This is a genomic window from Actinopolyspora mortivallis (assembly GCF_003001495.1).
Classification (GTDB): Bacteria; Actinomycetota; Actinomycetes; order Mycobacteriales; family Pseudonocardiaceae; genus Actinopolyspora; species Actinopolyspora mortivallis_A.
This window is the reverse complement of record NZ_PVSR01000021.1, coordinates 36,219-54,399: the sequence shown is the minus strand read 5'-3', so window position 1 is coordinate 54,399 and position 18,181 is coordinate 36,219. Positions and strand designations below refer to the sequence as shown.

13 protein-coding genes are annotated in these 18,181 nt (G+C 69.6%); 12 read left to right on the top strand and 1 reads right to left on the bottom strand.

Annotated elements, in window-relative coordinates; genetic code table 11:
- Nucleotides 1-181 precede the first annotated feature (181 nt).
- The 6 genes from CEP50_RS12600 (at nt 182) to CEP50_RS12575 (ending at nt 8,225) form a co-directional block, all read left to right on the top strand.
- Nucleotides 182-1,162, top strand: coding sequence for an NAD(P)H-quinone oxidoreductase (locus CEP50_RS12600; RefSeq protein ID WP_106114158.1), 981 nt, complete (start codon nt 182-184; stop codon nt 1,160-1,162).
- Nucleotides 1,163-1,264: 102 nt separating this feature from the next.
- Nucleotides 1,265-1,837 (top strand): bacterial proteasome activator family protein, encoded by a 573-nt coding sequence (locus tag CEP50_RS12595; RefSeq protein WP_106114144.1) that lies wholly within the window; start codon nt 1,265-1,267, stop codon nt 1,835-1,837.
- Nucleotides 1,838-2,032: 195 nt separating this feature from the next.
- A complete protein-coding gene (gene wzm, locus CEP50_RS12590) occupies nt 2,033-2,881 on the top strand; it encodes a galactan export ABC transporter permease subunit Wzm/RfbD (RefSeq protein ID WP_106114157.1) in 849 nt (282 codons plus the stop codon).
- Between the two features lie 15 nt (nt 2,882-2,896).
- Nucleotides 2,897-3,724, top strand: coding sequence for a galactan export ABC transporter ATP-binding subunit Wzt/RfbE (gene wzt / locus CEP50_RS12585; RefSeq protein ID WP_106114143.1), 828 nt, complete (start codon nt 2,897-2,899; stop codon nt 3,722-3,724).
- Nucleotides 3,724-4,653 (top strand): galactofuranosyltransferase GlfT1, encoded by a 930-nt coding sequence (gene glfT1 / locus CEP50_RS12580; protein ID WP_106114142.1) that lies wholly within the window; start codon nt 3,724-3,726, stop codon nt 4,651-4,653. The genes wzt and glfT1 overlap by 1 nt, the downstream gene beginning before the upstream one ends.
- 209 nt (nt 4,654-4,862) lie before the next feature.
- Nucleotides 4,863-8,225, top strand: coding sequence for an arabinosyltransferase domain-containing protein (locus CEP50_RS12575; RefSeq protein WP_258175193.1), 3,363 nt, complete (start codon nt 4,863-4,865; stop codon nt 8,223-8,225).
- Nucleotides 8,226-8,373: 148 nt separating this feature from the next.
- Here CEP50_RS12575 and CEP50_RS12570 read toward each other — a convergent pair whose 3' ends face one another.
- Complete coding sequence (locus tag CEP50_RS12570) at nt 8,374-8,823, bottom strand: GtrA family protein (protein ID WP_106114140.1); 450 nt, start codon at nt 8,821-8,823, stop codon at nt 8,374-8,376.
- A 272-nt stretch (nt 8,824-9,095) separates the two neighbouring features.
- Here CEP50_RS12570 and CEP50_RS12565 point away from each other — a divergent pair, with 272 nt between their 5' ends.
- The 6 genes from CEP50_RS12565 to CEP50_RS12540 all read left to right on the top strand — a co-directional run bounded on the left by CEP50_RS12565 (nt 9,096) and on the right by CEP50_RS12540 (nt 18,051).
- Nucleotides 9,096-10,463 carry an FAD-binding oxidoreductase gene (locus tag CEP50_RS12565; RefSeq protein ID WP_219905456.1) on the top strand — a complete coding sequence of 456 codons (1,368 nt, stop codon included), beginning with the start codon at nt 9,096-9,098 and terminating at the stop codon, nt 10,461-10,463.
- Nucleotides 10,460-11,215 (top strand): decaprenylphospho-beta-D-erythro-pentofuranosid-2-ulose 2-reductase, encoded by a 756-nt coding sequence (locus CEP50_RS12560; protein ID WP_106114139.1) that lies wholly within the window; start codon nt 10,460-10,462, stop codon nt 11,213-11,215. The genes CEP50_RS12565 and CEP50_RS12560 overlap by 4 nt, the downstream gene beginning before the upstream one ends.
- Nucleotides 11,216-11,343: 128 nt before the next feature.
- Complete coding sequence (locus tag CEP50_RS12555; RefSeq protein WP_106114138.1) at nt 11,344-14,439, top strand: arabinosyltransferase domain-containing protein; 3,096 nt, start codon at nt 11,344-11,346, stop codon at nt 14,437-14,439.
- 118 nt (nt 14,440-14,557) lie between these two features.
- The gene (locus CEP50_RS12550) at nt 14,558-16,195 is read left to right on the top strand and encodes a hypothetical protein (RefSeq protein WP_258175192.1); all 1,638 of its coding nucleotides are present in this window, start codon (nt 14,558-14,560) and stop codon (nt 16,193-16,195) included.
- Between the two features lie 238 nt (nt 16,196-16,433).
- Complete coding sequence (locus CEP50_RS12545) at nt 16,434-17,258, top strand: LGFP repeat-containing protein (protein WP_258175191.1); 825 nt, start codon at nt 16,434-16,436, stop codon at nt 17,256-17,258.
- Nucleotides 17,259-17,469: 211 nt separating this feature from the next.
- Entirely contained in the window at nt 17,470-18,051 is a 582-nt protein-coding gene (locus CEP50_RS12540) for a DUF2017 family protein (RefSeq protein WP_106114135.1), read from the top strand.
- Nucleotides 18,052-18,181 lie beyond the last annotated feature (130 nt).

The following is an 18,181-nucleotide window of genomic DNA, read 5'->3' as shown; positions in this document are numbered from 1 at the left end:
GTCAAGAGTTCCACACCGGACGCCGGAAGGCGGGAACACGAAAAAAGCCCTCCCGGACGACGTTTCCCGTTTTTCCCGAAAACGAGAGGGCGTTTCCGCGTGCCTCGTACGGAAACCCCGACACGCCGACCGGATCGCACGGGTGCCCGCCACCGCCGCCGGACGGCGCTACGGTCGGGACATGCACGCGATCACGATCCGCGAACCCGGCGATCCCGAGGTACTGGAATGGCGGGAGCAGCCCACCCCCGAACCCGGACGGGGCGAGGTCGCCATCGACGTGGCGGCGGCCGGAATCAACCGGGCGGACCTGGCGCAACGCCAGGGGTCCTATCCACCCCCTCCCGGGGCGAGTGAACTGCCCGGCCTGGAGTGCTCGGGGACCGTGGCCGCACTCGGCAAGGGAGTGACCAACTGGCAGGTGGGCGACCGGGTGTGCGCCCTGTTGGCCGGAGGCGGCTACGCCGAACGCGTGATAGCGCCCGCCACCCAGGTACTGCCGATCCCCGAGGGCGTCGACCTCGTCGAGGCCGCCGCGCTTCCCGAGGTCGTGTGCACCGTGTGGTCCAACGTGGTGCAGGAGGGCGGTCTCTCCCGCGACCAGGTGCTGCTGGTGCACGGCGGTTCCGGCGGTATCGGAACCTGTGCGATCCAGATCGGCCGCGCGCTCGGAGCACGGGTGGCGGCCACCGCCGGTTCGGAGGCCTCGCTGCGGCTGTGCGCCGAGCTCGGCGCGGAAACCACGGTCAGCTACCGCGACGGGGACTTCGTGGCCGAGGTCAAGGAGATGGGCGGGGCCAACGTGATCCTGGACAACATGGGGGCCTCCTACCTGGACCGCAACCTCAGCGCCCTGGCTCAGGACGGGCACCTGGCCGTGATCGGCCTGCAGGGCGGACGCAAGGCCGAGCTGGACCTGGGCAAGATGCTGGTCAAGCGGATACGCGTCTCCGCGCTCGGGTTGCGCGGTCGCCCGCTGGACGGACCGAACGGCAAGGCCGGCATCGTCGCCGACGTGCGGCAGCGCGTGTGGCCGATGATCGAGCGCGGCGAGGTGCGCCCCGTGGTGCACAGCACCTACCCCATGTCCGAGGCGGCCCGGGCGCACGAGCTGTTGGAGGCCGGCGGTGTCCACGGAAAGGTACTGCTCACCACCGGATGAGGCCCGGGCTGGGCCGGCCCGGCGGCTGTTCCCACCGGCATCCCTCCCTCTTCCGAGGGGCCGCGTTCGCACTCCGGGGTCACGGGCGGCCACTATGGGGACATGGACGGTAGGGACATCGAACCCGGAAGAATGTTCGTGGTCGGTGGGGAGAACGCGCCGGGCGGCTCCGGCTCGGAGGCCTCCTCGGAAGGGGATGCCCGTGGTTCCGGCGCGGGTTCCTCCGACGAGCAGGGCCAGGAGCAGGACCTCGGCGAGCTCGTCGAACAGCCCACCAAGGTGATGCGCATCGGCACGATGGTCAAACAGCTGCTCGAGGAGGTCCGTGCCGCTCCGCTGGACGAGGCCAGCCGCAACCGGCTCAAGGAGATCCACCGGTCCTCCGTCCGTGAGTTGGAGCAGGGACTGGCCCCGGAGCTGATCGAGGAGCTGGACAGGCTCTCGCTGCCCTTCACCCAGGAGGAGACCCCCTCCGACTCCGAGCTGCGGATCGCCCAGGCCCAGCTCGTGGGGTGGCTGGAGGGCCTGTTCCACGGGCTGCAGACCGCGCTGTACGCCCAGCAGCTGGCCGCCCGCACCCAGCTGGAGAAGATGCGGCAGGGTGCCCTCCCCTCCGGGGATGCGGAGGGTTCCTCGGGCCAGGGACACCGCGGCTCCCCCGGCCAGTACCTCTGAGCGGGAAAGCGAGGGATCTCACTCCGGGGCAACCACCCCGGCCTTCCGCCCCGCCCCGGCCCCGCACCGGGGCGAGGTGTGCCTCCTCGAACCGGACGAACGGAGCTCATCCGGCCTCTCGGGGACGAACAGGACGGATCTGTCGGGGGCAAGCCCACCGCAACGCGACACGCCCCGGTCGGTACGCTGCACATCGTGCAGGCAACCAGCACGGCAGAGCGACCGGCCGCGCCGCCGGAAACATCATCTCGAAGCTGGCGCAAAGCGTTCACCGACATCGTCGAGGGTGCGCAGCAGCGGCAACTGTGGGCGCATCTCGGCTGGCAGGACATCAAGCAGCGTTACCGGCGCTCGGTGATCGGCCCGCTGTGGATCACCATCAGCATGGGCATGACCGTCACCGCGCTGGGGATCCTCTACGCCAAGCTGTTCGGCCAGGACCTCCACACCCACCTGCCCTATGTGGCGGTCGGCTTCATCGTGTGGGGGTTCATCTCGGGCTGCCTGACCGACGGCACCGAGGTGTTCATCCAGAACGAGGGGCTGATGAAGCATCTGCCCGCCCCGCTGACCGTGCACATCCTGCGGCTCACCTGGCGGCAGATCCTGTTGTTCGGGCACAACCTGATCATCTACTTCATCGTGCTGGCGATCATGCGGATGCCGATCGGCTGGTCCTTCTTCCTGGCGATACCGGCCGTGCTCCTGCTGTTCGCCAACGGCGCCTGGGTGGCCACCCTGTTCGGGATCATCAGCACCCGCTTCCGCGACATCCCGCCGGTCGTCGGCAGCCTGATGCAGCTGATCTTCTTCATGACGCCGATCGTGTGGAACGCCCAGATCCTGGAACAACGCGGCGGTGACCTGAGCCTGGCCAAGCTCAACCCGCTGTACCATTACATCGAGATCGTGCGCGATCCGTTGCTGGGCTCCGAGATCGTATGGACCAATTGGGCCGTGGTCGCCGGCATCACGGTGCTCGGATGGATGATCGCCTTGCTCGTGCTGCGCAACTACCGCGCCCGCGTCACCTACTGGATCTGATCGGGAGCACGTCACATGGTCAGCATCGATGTGTGGAACGCAGCGGTCGACTTCCCGATCTTCGACGCGAAGTCGCGCTCGCTGAAGAAAACGGTCCTGGGCAAGACGGGAGGCAAGATCGGAACCGACAACAAGGTTCCGATCATCGAGGCGCTGCACGACATCAACCTCTCGCTGCGGCACGGCCAGCGCGTCGCCCTGGTCGGCCACAACGGGGCGGGCAAGTCCACCCTGCTGCGCCTGCTGTCCGGGATCTACGAGCCCACCAGGGGACACGCGCGCATCGAGGGCAAGGTCGCCCCGGTCTTCGACCTCGGCGTGGGCATGGACCCGGAGATCTCGGGGCTGGAGAACATCATCATCCGCGGACTCTTCCTGGGCATGAGCCGCAAGCAGATGGAGAAGCGCATCGACGACATCGCCGACTTCTCCGAGCTGGGCCGCTACCTGGAGATGCCGCTGCGCACCTACTCCACCGGGATGCGGGTACGGCTGGCGCTGGGCGTGGTCACCTCCATCGACCCGGAGATCCTGCTGCTGGACGAGGGCATCGGCGCCGTGGACAGCGAGTTCCTGGACAAGGCCAAGGGCAGACTCACCGAGCTGGTGAAACGCTCCGGGCTGCTGGTGTTCGCCTCGCACTCCGACGAGTTCCTGGCCGAACTGTGCGACTCCGCCATCTGGATGGAGAAGGGCGGGATCAAGGAGCAGGGCTCGCTGCGCGAGGTGCTGACCCATTACAAGGGCAAGGACCCCTTCGAGAACCTCAGCCCCAAGGCGTTGGAGCGGATGCGGCAGAACGAGTCCGACCCGACCGCGACCATCGGAAGCAACGAGACCTGATGACAGCACCCGAACAGTCCGCCCCGCTGCCCGCCGGGGCGGTCGTGGCCGTGATCGTCACCCGCAACCGTCGGGAGTCGCTGGCCGAGTCCCTGAAGGTGCTCGCCGACCAGAGCCGGGTGCCCGACCACCTGGTCGTGGTGGACAACGGGCCGGAGGAACCCGCCGCGGAGACGGTGGCGCGGTGCCCGGTGCCGTCCACCTACCTGCCCTCCCGGCGGAACCTCGGCGGAGCCGGGGGTTTCGCGCTCGGGATGATGCACGCGCTGGCTCTGGGGGCCGAGTGGGTGTGGCTCGGCGACGACGACGGACGCCCGGCCGACGAGCACGCCCTGCGGACCCTGCTGGAGGAGGCCGAGGACCGAGGGCTGGCCGCCGTCTCGCCGGTGGTGGTCGACATCGACCGTCCCCACCGGCTGGCCTTCCCACTGCGGCGCGGGCTGACCTGGAAACGCCGCCCCGAGGAACTGCGTGGGCAGGGCTCCGAGCGGGACTTCCTGCCCGGCATCGCCTCGCTGTTCAACGGGGCGCTGTTCCGGGCCGGCACGCTGGACGTGGTCGGGGTGCCCGACTACCGGCTGTTCGTCCGCGGCGACGAGGTGGAGGTCCACCGCAGGCTGGTGCGCTCGGGGCTGCCGTTCGGCACGACGCTGCGCACCCGCTTCCTGCACCCCGACGGGTCGGCGGAGTTCAAACCGATGCTGGGCGGCAGGTTCCACGCCCAGGACCCCGAGAACCCCACCAAGCGCTACTACACCTACCGCAACCGCGGCTACCTGCTGGCCCAGCCGGGAATGCGGCTCATCGGAGCCCTGGAGATCGTCCGTTTCGGGCTCTACTTCGTGGGGCAGCGCCGGAGCCCGCGCACCTTCCTGGAGTGGCTGCGGCTGCTCCGGCAGGGACGGCGCGAGCACTTCTACCGCCGTTGACGAAAGCCCTCCGCCCGGCCGTGTCCCTCGGCCGGGCGGAGGCGGCTCGAACGGTCACACCGGACGTTCGGTGCGGCGACGACGAAACGGAAACGCACCGCACCGCCCGGAAGAGTGAAACTCCAGTTCAGTGCGCCCGCCTCGTGTCGCCCCCCACACCGGCCAGTACCGAGGATCAGTGCGCCTGAGCGGGATACTATTCTCCACACGTGCTTAACGTCGGGCGGGAAGAAGACGAGCGACCGGATCCGGGGGAGCAACCCGACAACCCCTCCGGCCGTGGCGAAGCGTCGAACACCAGACGGGCGAAGCGTCTCCGTGTGATCGCCGCCGTGCTGGGCGTCGTCGGCACGATCCTGTCGTTGTCGGTGCCGTTCCTGCCCGTGCGACACGACATCACGCAGCTGCGCTGGCCCACCGCGCAGGGAACCGAGCCGGTCTCGGCGCCGCTGGTGATCTACTCGCCGGTGGAGCTGGAGTTCACCGCCTCGTGCGCGGCGGTGCGGAGCCTGGACGAGCGGACCGAGAACGCGGCCACCCTGCTCAGCACCAACGCCCCCTCGGCCGAGTACGGCAACCTCACCGGGATGGTGCTGCGGGTGGACGACGGCAGGCTGACCCTGCTGTCCAAGGGCCGCCAGCTCGGAACCACTCCCCTGCCGAGCGGAGACTGCACCCTGTCCGTCTCCTCCGACGCCTCGCGCACGGTGGCCGAGGTGGGGGACCAGACGCTGGCCAGCGTACGGGGCGAGGACCGGCGCCCCCAGCTCACCGGGATCTTCTCCCAGCTCGACGACCAGCTGGACCCGATGACCGACGTCTCCTTCCGGGCCCAGGTGGACACCCGCTGGTCCACCGCCATCACGGCGTTCAAGCTCACGGTCATCGTCCTGGCGGCCCTGTGCTTCGTCGGCTGCGCGGTCGTGCTGCGCCGGCTCGACCGACGGGCGGGGCGCAGGGCACCCCGGCTGGTCCCCGCCGGCTGGTGGAAACCCACCTGGCGGGACGCCTCGGTCATCCTCGCCCTGGTGATCTGGTGGCTCATCGGGGCGATGACCTCCGATGACGGCTACATCCTCTCCATCGCCCGGTCCAGGGACGGGGCGGGCTACATCAGCAACTACTACCGCTGGTTCGGCGCCCCCGAATCCCCCTTCGGGTGGTTCTACGAGCTCTACTCGCAGTGGGTGCGGATCTCCACCGCCACCCCGTGGGTGCGCCTGCCCGCCCTGCTGATGGGGATCGTCAGCTGGCTGCTGATCAGCCGCGAGATCCTGCCCCGGCTGGGACAGCAGGTACGGCGCAGCCGCGCTGCCGGCTGGGCCGCCGCCGCGGTGTTCCTCGCCTTCTGGCTGCCGTACAACAACGGTCTGCGCCCCGAGCCCGTGGTGGTGCTCTTCTCCCTGCTGGCCCTGGCCGCCGTGGAACGCTCCGTGGCCACCAGGAGGCTGCTGCCCGCCGCGCTGGGGCTGTTCGGCGCGGCCCTGGCGCTGGGGGCGAACCCGCACGGGCTCATCGCGGTGCTGCCCTACGTGGTGGCGCTGAAACCGCTGCTGCGACTGGTGCGCCAGCGGATCAGGGAGTTCGGCTGGCTGCCTGTGCTGGCTCCGATCTCGACCTGCGGCTTCTTCATCCTCAACATCGTCTACTGGGACCAGACCTGGCAGTCGGTGATCGAGTCGACCCAGCTGCGCGGTGAGATCGGACCCAGCCTGAGCTGGTACCAGGAACTGAGCCGCTACTCGCTGCTGTTCAGTGCCTCGGCCGACGGCTCGCTCACCCGGCGCTTCCCGGTGCTGCTGGTGATCCTGTGTCTGGTCACCTGCGCCGTGGTGCTGTTGCGGCGCGGACGCATCCGCGGAGCCGCGCTGGGGCCGAGCCGCAGGCTGCTCGGGCTCACGGCACTGTCGTTCTTCGTGCTCATGCTCACCCCCACCAAGTGGACCCACCACTTCGGCGTGTTCGCCGCCGTCGGGGGTGCGCTGGCGGCGCTCACCGCGCTGGCCACCAGCAGCACGGTACTGCGTTCCCGCCGCAACCGGGCGGCCTTCTTCGCCGGGCTGATGCTGATCTGCGCGTTCGCGGCCACCGGCCCGAACGCCTGGTGGTACGTCTCCGGTTGGGGAGTTCCCTGGTTCGACAAGCCGCCCTCGCTGGCGGGCTACGAGGCCAGCACCGCCCTGCTGGTGGTCGCCGGGATCGCCCTGGTGGTGGCCTTCATCGAGCACCTGCGCATCGACGAGCACCGGCCCCACGTGACCAAGCCGCCGAAGCTGGACCGCAACGGCCGCACCGGCCTCGAACGCCGCAGCCGGGCTCTGCGACTGGGCACCGCCCCGCTGTCGGTGATCTGCGCGCTACTGGTCATCAGCGAGGTGGCCATCTTCGGCAAGGTCATCGAGGAGCAGTGGGGCAGCTACAGCCTCAGCTGGGACTCGGTCCGCCAGCTCGCCGGACGCAGCTGCGGGCTCTCGGACTACGTCTACGTGGAGCAGAACCCGCTGGAGGGCATGTTGTCCGTGGCGGGACAACAGCCCCGCACCCCCGAACCGGACCTGGAGGTACCCGACCGGCTCGAGGACCGGGAGACCCCGCAGGAGTACCTCGGGGCGAAGATGGAGGGCTACCGCCACAACGGGCTCCCGCCCGGGGACGGCAGCGACCAGTTCGAACGCGACTGGCAACCCCCCTACGGCCTGGGCACCGACAAGGCGCCGGTGTGGGGCAGCTACGACGAACGCCACCTCGGAACCGGGGAGCTGCGCACCCAGTGGTACGACCTGCCCGAGCGTGCCCGTGACGGCGAGGTGCCGCTCGTGCTCGCCCTGGCGGGCAAGGTGAGCGGGGCGAACAGCCTGTTCGTCGAGTTCGGCAAGCAGACCGAGGACGGCTTCGAGATCACCGACCGTCGCCCCGTGGTGGCCAGCCCCACCACCGAGTGGCGGGACGCGCGGATCAGCGTCGACGGCAAGGCCGAGGACGCCGAACAGGTCCGCGTGATCGCCGTGGACCAGGCCCTGGGCGAGGACGGCTGGCTGGCGGTGAGCGCGCCGCGCGCCCCGCGCCTGACGAACATGACCGAGTTCATCGGCGACGCCCCCACCTTCGTGGAGTGGACGGCCGCCTTCCAGCATCCCTGTCTGCAACTGCCGGAGATCAGTCACGGGGTGGCCGAGGTGCCCCGCTTCCGGGTGTCGGCCGGCGGTGCGCTGCGCTCGGTCGGTCAGGGCTGGTCCTCCCCCGACGCGGCGGGACCGTTCGGCTGGATGAGTCTGACGACCAGCATGCGGGAGCTGCCGACCTACCTGCGGGGGGACATGCACCGGGACTGGGGAACCCTCTACGCGGTGGACCCCTACGCCCCGGAGGCGCTTCCCGCGCAGGCGGCCATGCGGATCGAGCAGGAGACCCACTGGGGCACCTGGAGCCCGGGGCCGGTGAGCAGGCCGGTGCAGCTGCCCGGCGACGTGCCCAGCTCCGACAACAGGGACACGTCCCGGCAGAGCTCGAACGGCGACGACATCGGGTTCCGGGACGGGAAGAAGTACCAGCGCGGAGCCGGTAACCAGTAGGTGCCCGCACACCACCCGCCCGGTTGTCCCGGGAAACCCCCGGGGCCGCCGGGCGGGTGTCCTGCCGGAAGCCGGTTTCCCCGCGGGGCGGACGCCCTCGTCGGCCGAGCGCGGTTCCGGAAACCCGCTCAGCCGAGAAGGCCGGGGGTCACTCCCGGAAGACCACCCAGCGCAGCATCACGAAGTTGATCCCGGTACCGAGCGCCTGCCCGACGAGCCAGCACAGCGACCACCGGATCTGCTCGCCGTAGCCGAACCCGAACTCGGGCAGGGAGACGAACAGCAGCTGGTTGGTGCCGATGTTGACGAAGAAGGTGATGACGTAGACCACCACGAAGGCACCGGCCTTGGCCTTGGTGTTGCCGGTGTTGGCCCCGGCGAAGGTGAGTCTTCGGTTGGCCACGTAGGAGGCGGAGGTCCCGAGCACGAAGGCCAGCGACCGGGCCAGCCAGTTCGGCAGCTCCAGGGCCAACAGCGTCATGTACGAGCCGTAGTCGAGCAACGCGCAGACGGCACCGATGAGTCCGAAACGGACCAGTTGGTTGACGATCCCCAGTTTCTTCACCTCGGGTTCGGCGGTGCTCTCGGCCACGGCCACCAGTTCACCTCAGCTGTCGACGACATCGCGCGGGTTCCCCGACGGGCGGCGCGGGAGACCGCGCACGACACCCGCCTCCCCCCGGTTTCCCGGCGAGTGTAGTCTCCCTCGCCGTTCGGCACCGACGTGTCCTCGACACACCGCCCGCCACGGCACGGCCGCGGGGCGTGTTCCCGGCAGCGCACCGCGGGCCGGTCACCCGGTGCGACGGGCGCGCCGCGCCACGGTCACCCGACGGGTCGGTGCGGTGTCGCGTCGATAGACTCCCTCCAGTGGGATCGGTGAACAACGAGCACAAGAGGCTGAGCGGGTGGGGGCGCACCGCGCCCACCACGGCCCGCGTCGTCAGCACACCGGACGTCGACACCATCGCCCGCGCGGTGCGCGAGGCCGGCGAGCGCGGAGTGATCGCGCGCGGCCTGGGCCGCAGCTACGGGGACCCCGCCCAGAACGCGGGCGGCACCGTCGTCGACATGACCGCGCTCGACCGGATCCACTCCATCGACGCGGACAGCGGCGTCGTGGACACCGACGCGGGAGTCGACCTGGACCGGCTGATGCGCGCGGCCCTGCCCTTCGGGCTGTGGATACCGGTGCTGCCGGGCACCCGCCAGGTCACCGTGGGCGGGGCGATCGGTTCGGACATCCACGGCAAGAACCACCACTCGCACGGGTCCTTCGGCAGCCACGTGCTCTCCCTGGACCTGCTGACCGCCGACGGTGAGGTGCGCACGCTCACCCCGGACGGCGAGTCCTCCGAGCTGTTCTGGGCCACGGTCGGCGGCATGGGGCTGACCGGGATCGTGGTCCGGGCGCGGATCGCGATGAAGCACACCGAGTCGGCGTACTTCATCGCGGACTACGACCGCACGGCCGATCTCGACGAAACGCTGGAGCTGTTCGGCAACGGCTCGGACGAGTCCTACGACTACTCGATGGCCTGGTTCGACGCGATCTCCAGCGGACCGAAGCTGGGCCGCGCCGTGTTCTCGCGGGGCTCGCTGGCCCGCCTCGACCAGCTTCCGAAGAAGTTACGGGCGCACCCGTTGAAGTTCGACGCCCCGCAGCTGCTGACCTTCCCGGACGTGTTCCCCAACGGGTTGGCCAACAGGTTCACGTTCAGCGCGCTGAGCGAGATCTGGTACCGCAAGGCACCCAAGAAGGGGCGCGGGCTGATCCAGAACCTGACGAGCTTCTACCACCCGCTGGACATGTTCGGCGAGTGGAACCGGGCCTACGGATCGAGGGGATTCCTGCAGTACCAGTTCATCGTCCCGTTCTCCGCCGAGGACGAGCTGCGCCGGATCATGCGGCTGATCGCCCGCTCCGGACACGTGTCCTTCCTCAACGTGCTCAAACGCATGGGGGAGGGGAACCGGGCTCCGCTGTCCTTCCCCACGCCGGGCTGGACGATCACCGTGGACTTCCCCATCAAGCCGGGGCTGCACGCGCTCTGCGACCAGCTCGACGAGATCGTGCTCGGGGTCGGCGGCAGGCTGTACTTCGCCAAGGAGTCCCGCACCACCCCCGAGATGATCGAACGCATGTACCCGCGCATCGACGAGTGGCGCCGGACACGCGCCGCCGTCGATCCCGAAGGAATCTTCCGTTCCGACCTGGCCAGGAGGCTGAACCTGTGATCGACGCGGTTGGCAACCCCCAGTCCCTGCTGCTGCTCGGCGGCACCTCGGACATCGCGCTGGCCACGGCCGAGCAGTACGCCCGGCAGCGCCCGCTGCGCGTCGTGCTGGCCGCCCGCCCCTCCGACCGGTTGGAGCGGGCCGCCGAACGGCTGCGGGAGACGGGCAGCACGGTGACCACCGTCGCGTTCGACGCGCGCGATCCCGACACCCACGCCGAGGCGCTGGACAAGGCCTTCGCCGACGGGGACATCGACGTCGCCCTGGTGGCCTTCGGCGTGCTGGGCGACCAGGAGCGGCTGTGGACCGACGTGGACGCGGCCCGGGAGATGGCCGAGATCAACTACGTGGCCCCGGTGACCGTGGGGGTGCTGCTGGCCCAGCGGATGCGCAGGCAGGGGCACGGCCACATCGTGGCGCTGTCCTCCGTGGCGGGTGAGCGGGTGCGGCGTTCCAACTTCGCCTACGGCTCGTCCAAGGCGGGGATGGACGGCTTCTACACGGGGCTGACCGAGGCGCTGCGTCCCTCGGGCGTGAAGGTCACCGTGGTGCGTCCCGGGCACGTGACCTCGAAGATGACCGAGGGGCTGAAGGAGGCCCCGCTGGCCCGGAGCCCCGAGCAGGTCGCCCGGATCATCGTCGACTCCGTGCGCAAGGGCAGGGAACTGGTGTGGGCCCCGCCCCAGTTCCGCTACGTGATGAGCGTGCTGCGGCACCTGCCGCGCGCGGTGTTCCGCAGACTCCCCTTCTGAAGCCGTCCCGGGCGGTACCGGGAAACCCCGCCCCGGGCGGGCAACACCACCCGACAACCTCGCCAGGATCGTGACCGGGCCGCACGTGGGCGCGGTCGACGAACCGGCCGGCCGGAAGACCACTGGGCATGGGACACCACTCACCACCGGCACGACCCGCATCGGAGACCCACCCCGGCACCAGCGACGGCGGGCACACGCGGCGCGGGAACCGGCGGATCGCGCTGCTGGCCGGGCTGACGGTGCTGCTGGGGGCTCTCGCGGTGCTCGCCCCGGTGCGGGTGGACGATCCCGTGATCACCTGGCCGGAGGAGGGGGAGCCTCCCGTCTCCACGGTGGTGCCGCTGTCGCCCTACCGTCCGTTGAGCATGGAGGCGGTGGTCCCCTGCGCGGCGGTGCGCCAGGTTAACGGCGCCGCCGAGGCCGGTGAGCGCGCGGCGGTCCTGCGCACCCAGCCCCCGGACGGCCAGCAGGGACTGTCGGTCACCGCCGGGGACGGCACCGTGCGTTTCCGGGTCTCGGGCGAGACGCTGCACAGCGCCCCCGTCCCGGAGGGGGACTGTTCCTACCGGATCACGGCCGGGCGGGACGGGGTGCGGCTGCTGCGCGGGGACACCACGTTGCAGCGGCGGCCGGAACTGCTCGCCCCACAGGTGGCGGAGCTGTCGACCGCCGCGGAGGGAACCGCCGGGGCCGAGGGACTGTCGGTGCGGCTGCACACCGACGCGCGCTACGAGTCCCGGCCGAGTGCGCTGAAGCTGGGGCTGCTGCTGGCCCACGCGCTGGCCCTGGCGACGACCCTGGTGCTGGCCTGGCGACACTGGGGCGGCACCAGGTCGATGCGTCGCCTGCGGGTGCCCCGCCCCGGCGCGGCCGACGCGGTGCTGGTGCTCGTCTCGGTGGCCTGGATCTTCCTCGGCCCGACGAACATGGACGACGGCTGGTACCTGATGATGGCGCGCAACGCCGTCGAGAACGGGTACGTCGGCAACTTCGTCTACATGTTCAACGTCACCGAGAACCCGTTCGTGCTCAGCCAGTACCTGCTGCAACTCTGGGGGTGGCTCGGGGACTGGTCACTGTGGTGGATGCGGGTGGTTCCCACCGTCTGCGGGATCGCCACCTGGTTCCTGCTGCGGATCCTGCTGGCCACCGTGCTGGGCCGGGCCGGGGGGCTGCGGATCGTGCCGTGGGCGCTGCTGGTGGCGCACCTGGTGTGGTACCTGCCCTACGGGACCACGCTGCGTCCCGAGCCGGTGATCGTGCTGTGCGCGGCGGCCACGCTGGTGCTGGCCGAGGCGGCGCTGCTGCGGCGTTCGGTGGGGATGCTGGCGGTGGCGACGGTGTGCGCCGTGCTCGGTGTCACCGCCTCTCCCACGGGGGTGGTCGCCGCCGCCCCGTTGGTGTTGAGCCTGCCGTGGCTGTTCCGCTGGCTGCGCGGCAGACCCTGGTCGGCGCGGATCGGCGCGGTACTGTTGGCGCTGGCCTCGGCCAGCGTGATCGTTCCTGTCGGCTTCGCCGACGCGAGCCTGGGGGACGTGCTGGAGGCCTACGACGTCCACCAGTGGTACTACCTGTCGTACTCCTGGTACGAGGAGTACCAGCACTACGAGACGCTGCTGGACACGGCGGGATGGGCCCGGCGGCTGCCGGTGCTGCTCACGCTCGCGCTGATCGCCGTGGTGGCGGTGGGCAGCGGGCGCTCCGGGGCGGGACGCGACCCGGTGCGCAGGCTGCTGCTGGTCAGCGCCGTCACCAGCGCGGTGGGGCTGGCCCTGCTGTCCCTGAGCCCCACCAAGTGGGTCAACCACTTCCACGCCGCGGCGGCCGCGCCCACGGTCCTGCTGGCGGCGGCGTTGATCCGCTCCCCGCTGCCCCGTCGTAGAGCGGCCGTGGCCTCGACCGCGAGTCTGGTGCTGCTGATCGCGGTGATCTCGTTGAGCTACGCCGGGGGAACCTGGTGGATCCCCTTCTCCGACGCGGGTCAGCCCTTCGGCAACCATCTGGACCCGGATCCGGACACGGCGAACACCCAGCCGCACGTCGAGTGGCTGTACCTGCGCAACCCCGTGGTGTGGCTGAGCGTGGCCGGGGCGGCCCTCGCCTGGGGGTACTGGCGCGCACGCCGGGGAAGGGCGGTGCTGCTCAGCCCCGACCGCGCCGTGCTGGGAGCCGCCTCGCTGACCGGGGTGCTGCTGCTGGTGGCGAGCTTCTCCTACGCGCCGGTCTCCCAGTGGCCCGGATGGACCATCGCCTCCTCCGGGGTGCGCACGATGTTCGGGGACGGGTGCGGGCTGGCCGAAGCGGTCGAGGTGCAGCTTCCGGTGGAGCGTGGGCTGGCCCCGCCCGAGCGGCCTCCCCGACTGGAGGGCGACTTCCGCACCGACCGTCCCGTCCCGTTGACCACCAGCCCCTGGGACGGGCACACCGAGCTCTGGCACGACGACGTGCCGGACGGCACCAGCACCGGAACCGGGAAGCTGACCACGGGCTGGTACCGGATCCCCCGGAACGGCGCGGGCACGCACGTGACCGTCCCCCTGGCGGGGGCGCTGGGGGGCCAGCGCCTGCGTGTGGAGTTCGGCGCCGTCGAAAACGCGCGGTGGCGGGTGCTGGGCTCACGGGAACTGTCCCCGGACACGCGCATGCCGCTGCGGGAGTGGCAGCAGCTGAGCGCGCGGATCCCCCCGCGGGCCGAGGGGGTGCGCGTGGCGCTGGAGGACAGGGTCACCGGTGCCCACACCTGGATCGCCGCCGCCGAACCCCGGCTGACCTCGGCACGGCCGATCTCGGAGATCACCCGGGACCGCCCGGTGCTGGCCAACCACATCGGCGCGGCCGAGTGGCCGTGTGCCAACCAGGTCGCCGTGAACGACGGGATCACCGACACCCCTCGGGTGCGGATGACGGTGGACCAACTGCTCCCCCCGTCCTGGCCGGACAACATCAGCAACCTCTCCTGGGGCGGTGCCTGGGTGCAGACCGCGCGGGAATGGGAACAGACCCGCCTGAGCGCGGAACTGCGCCCGAGCGGCCCGGAACGCAAAAAGTGGGGGCATGTTTACGTACTGCGTTACCGCCACCCCGTGGGACGATTCGACACGGAAGTGCACGAACGGATTCGCTGGGGCTGGGAACGGTTGCCCACCCTGGCCGACAACGATTACCCGAACATCACCGACAACGCGGGAACCGACAGCGAGGAGGACGAAAACGAGGAGTGAACGCCGAATTGGTGTAATTCAGGTCACCGCGTTACACCCGTAAAGGGATTCTTTGCACGGGTAAATTCGGCTGCGAAACGATAACAGAACGAGACAGAAGCCCCCCTTTCGTCCGATCATGGAATCGAAGATCGAAAGGGGAAATTTAGTGCAGGTCAAGAACCTTGTGGGACACGCTGTCGCCCTGAGCACGGCGGCCGCGCTGGTCACCGCCGCCCCGGCCGTCGCCGAGGACGCCGAACAGCCCGACTCCGGCAAGCAGCAGACGAGCTCCACCACGACGCCCTCCGCGCCGGAGACCTCCGCCGAGGAGAGCGCCACGGAGCAGGAGTCGGCCGCTGAGGAGTCCGCGCCGGAGAGCACGGAGAGCTCCGCGGAGTCCACGACGGAGGACACGGCCGAGGAGACCTCCACCACGGAGCACAGCCCCTCCACCACCGAGCGGAGTTCCGCCGACCTCGGCGACCCCCTGCGGGGGCCGGTGTACGGGCAGACCCCGAAGACTCCCGGCAATCCCAACGCCGAGCGCGCCCCTCGGAGCGGAGCGACCACCATGCAGGTGGCGCCCGGTGAGGGGAAGATCCAGGAGCGCTACGAGAGCCTGGACCAGGAGACCAAGGACCGCGTCGGTGCCGCCCAGGGCGACGAGGTCGTCGTCGACGACTCGCTGCGCTACCAGGACTACGAGAACGCGCGGTTCTACTGGACGCCGGAGTACGAGGTCACCATCGTCTTCGGCGAGGTGCTGGACAAGTACCTCAACATGGGTGGACACGAGACCCTCGGTGTGCCCTCCACCGACGAGCTCACCACCGAGGACGGCACTCCCTACAACGAGTTCGTCTACCGGGCCGACGGGGTGACCAGCGCGATCTACGCGCACTCCGAGGCGGGCACCCACGTGCTGGTCGGCCCGATGCTGGAGAAGTGGCGGTCGGTGGGCGCCCAGGACGAGCTGGGCTACCCGATCAGCGACACCTTCATCACCGAGGACGAACGCGCCGCGTTCAACAACTTCCAGAACAACGCCACGATCTTCTGGACCGTCGAGACCGGTGGTGCCCACGTGATCCGGGACGAGATCCGGGACAAGTGGGACCGGATCGGTGGAGCGCGCACTGTCGGCTACCCGACCATCGACCAGCGGATCACCCCGGACGGCAAGGGCCGCTACAACCACTTCGAGAACAACGCCTCGATCTACTGGACCGAGCAGACGGACGCTCACCTGGTCCAGGGCCTGATCCGGGAGAAGTGGGCGGCCACCGGCTGGGAGCGCGGCCCGATGGGCTACCCGCTCACCGACGAGCTGGCCGACAAGGACCGGATCGGCCGGTTCAACGTGTTCACCGGGGTCGACGGCAACCCGGCCGGGATCCTGTGGAGCCCCGAGACCGGGGTGCACACGGTCAAGGGACTGATCGGGAAGCGCTACCTCGAATTGGGCGGTCCGGGCGGCGTGCTGGGCTACCCGACCACCGACGAGCGCAGCACCCCGGACGGTCGGGGCCGGTTCAACCACTTCAACGGTGCCGGCGGCGCCTCGATCTACTGGACCCCCAGCACCGGGGCCCACGAGATCTACGGGGGCATCCGGGACCACTGGGCCAGCATGGGCTGGGAGAAGTCCTACCTGGGCTACCCGACCACCGGCGAGTTCGACCTCAAGGACGGTAGCGGCCGCAGGAACCACTTCGAGGGCGGTCACATCAGCTTCTACTACGACTCCGGCAAGATCGTGGACCAGCCCTGGTGAGTCCGCCGGGCAGGGATCCTCTCCCCGTCCGCTCCCGGTCGCGGTGAGTTCCGAACCGCCGCCCGCCGGGGTGTCGTGTGGGGACTTCCGGGACCTTCCCGGAAGTCCCCCTTTTTTCTCCCGAACGAGTGAAAAAATGTGAAAACCTTATTTTTTCTCCGTGTTCGTTCCACGGTCCTCGACGACGGAGGCGCACTCTGGTGGTCGTCCTGATCCGGCGAGACGAACAGGAGTGTCCGTGACCTTCCGCAAGGGTTCGATCTTCCGAAAAAGCGCCGCGGGAACCGCCACGATGCTCGCGGCGACCCTTTCCCTGGGACTGTCCGGAACCGCCAGCGGCGATGTCGAGCAACGGAACCAGCCTCCCGAGGTGTCCCCCGCTGAGTTCACCCCGATCGAGAAGAGATACTGGAACGAACCGCGTCTTCGGGAGATCCTGGGGAACCCCGTGGACACCGAGTACGACGTCAACGGAATGTCCTACCGGGAGTTCCAGTACGGCTGGATGTACCACACCGAGGACACGGGGGCACACGAGGTGCACGGTGCCATCTCCGACCGCTACGAGGCGCTGGGCCGGCACGCCACTTACGGGGTGCCCACCACCGACGAGCGGACCACCCCGGACGAGGTGGGACGTTACAACCACTTCGTGGGCACCGACGCGATCGGCACCGCCTCGATCTACTGGACCCCGGAGACCGGAGCGCACGGCGTCTGGGGGCCGCCACGGCAGTTCTGGGCCAAGAACGGCTACGAGCGGGGGAGGCTGGACTACCCCACCTCGGACACGGCGGACACCGCCGAGGGCGACGGGGTCTACACCCACTTCCGCGGTGAGGACCACGCGGGGGCCTCGGTGTACTGGAGTCCGGAAACGGGGGCGCACTCGGTGCGGGGCACCATCCGTCGGCTCTGGTTGAACCTCGGGGCCGAGACCTCCTGGCTGGGGTATCCGGAGTCCAACGAGTACAGCGTGCCCGGAGGCAGGCGCAGCGACTTCGAGGGCGGCTACGTCTACTGGAACGCCTCCACGGGCGAGGCGACCGCCCACCGCTACTGAATTCCCGACACGGCGGGTGGCGATTCCACGCGGTCGACAAGGGGGTCGACACCACGTGGATGCCGCTCGCCGTTCCGGTACGGGATTTTTCGGACGGTTTTCCGAGACGGAAGTCCCCTACCCAGCACAGTGGACGCCGGTTGCGACTCCCTTCGAGTCGGCTGCGAGAATCGACGGTGGATTCAGGGCCGGGGCGATGGGAGACTCGGATATGACCGTGAAGTGCTCCATTGTGGACAACAGGCTGGTCGCTGAGTTCGATCCGACCATGTTCAGGTGGTTGCGTGCTTCACTGCCGCGGTACCGGGACATCATCCAGAGCAGGCTGGACGAGTACCGCGAGTACGACTGGCTCTGCGAACGGCTCTCCCTCCCGCTTCCGGTGACCCCGCTGGATTCGACGATGCTGCGTGCGCTGCGGGACAACTGGTGCGATCCGGTGGACGACGACGCGCTGCGGGACTGGATGGAGGCCGACCTGATCAGCAGGCTGCGCGACGACGCGGAGCTGGTGCTGTCCACCCTGCCACCCCAGGGAGAACAGCTGGTGCTGCACACCGCCGAACAGGTCGAGGCGTGGTTCTGGGTGCTGGTCAACATGCGCATCGCCTACGGGGTGGAGCACGGTGTCCTCGGGCCCGGCCGGCCGCCCATCGACGAGCACTTCGACAAGACCGCGGACTGGAGCGATCCCACGACCCCGGCGCGCTTCGCCGTGTGGTGGTTGCAGCAGGTCGCCGAGGCGCTGCGCAAGGTCTCGGGCCAACCGCTGCCGGAGTACTCCTGCTACTGAGCGCGGGTACACGACCACAGAGTCAGCGTGATGAGTACCTCCGCCCGGAACGGTTCTGGGCGCGTGGAGCTCTCCTTGCGTTCCCCGACCGGAATACGTGAGAAGACGGTAGCGCCCCGGGAAGATCTTC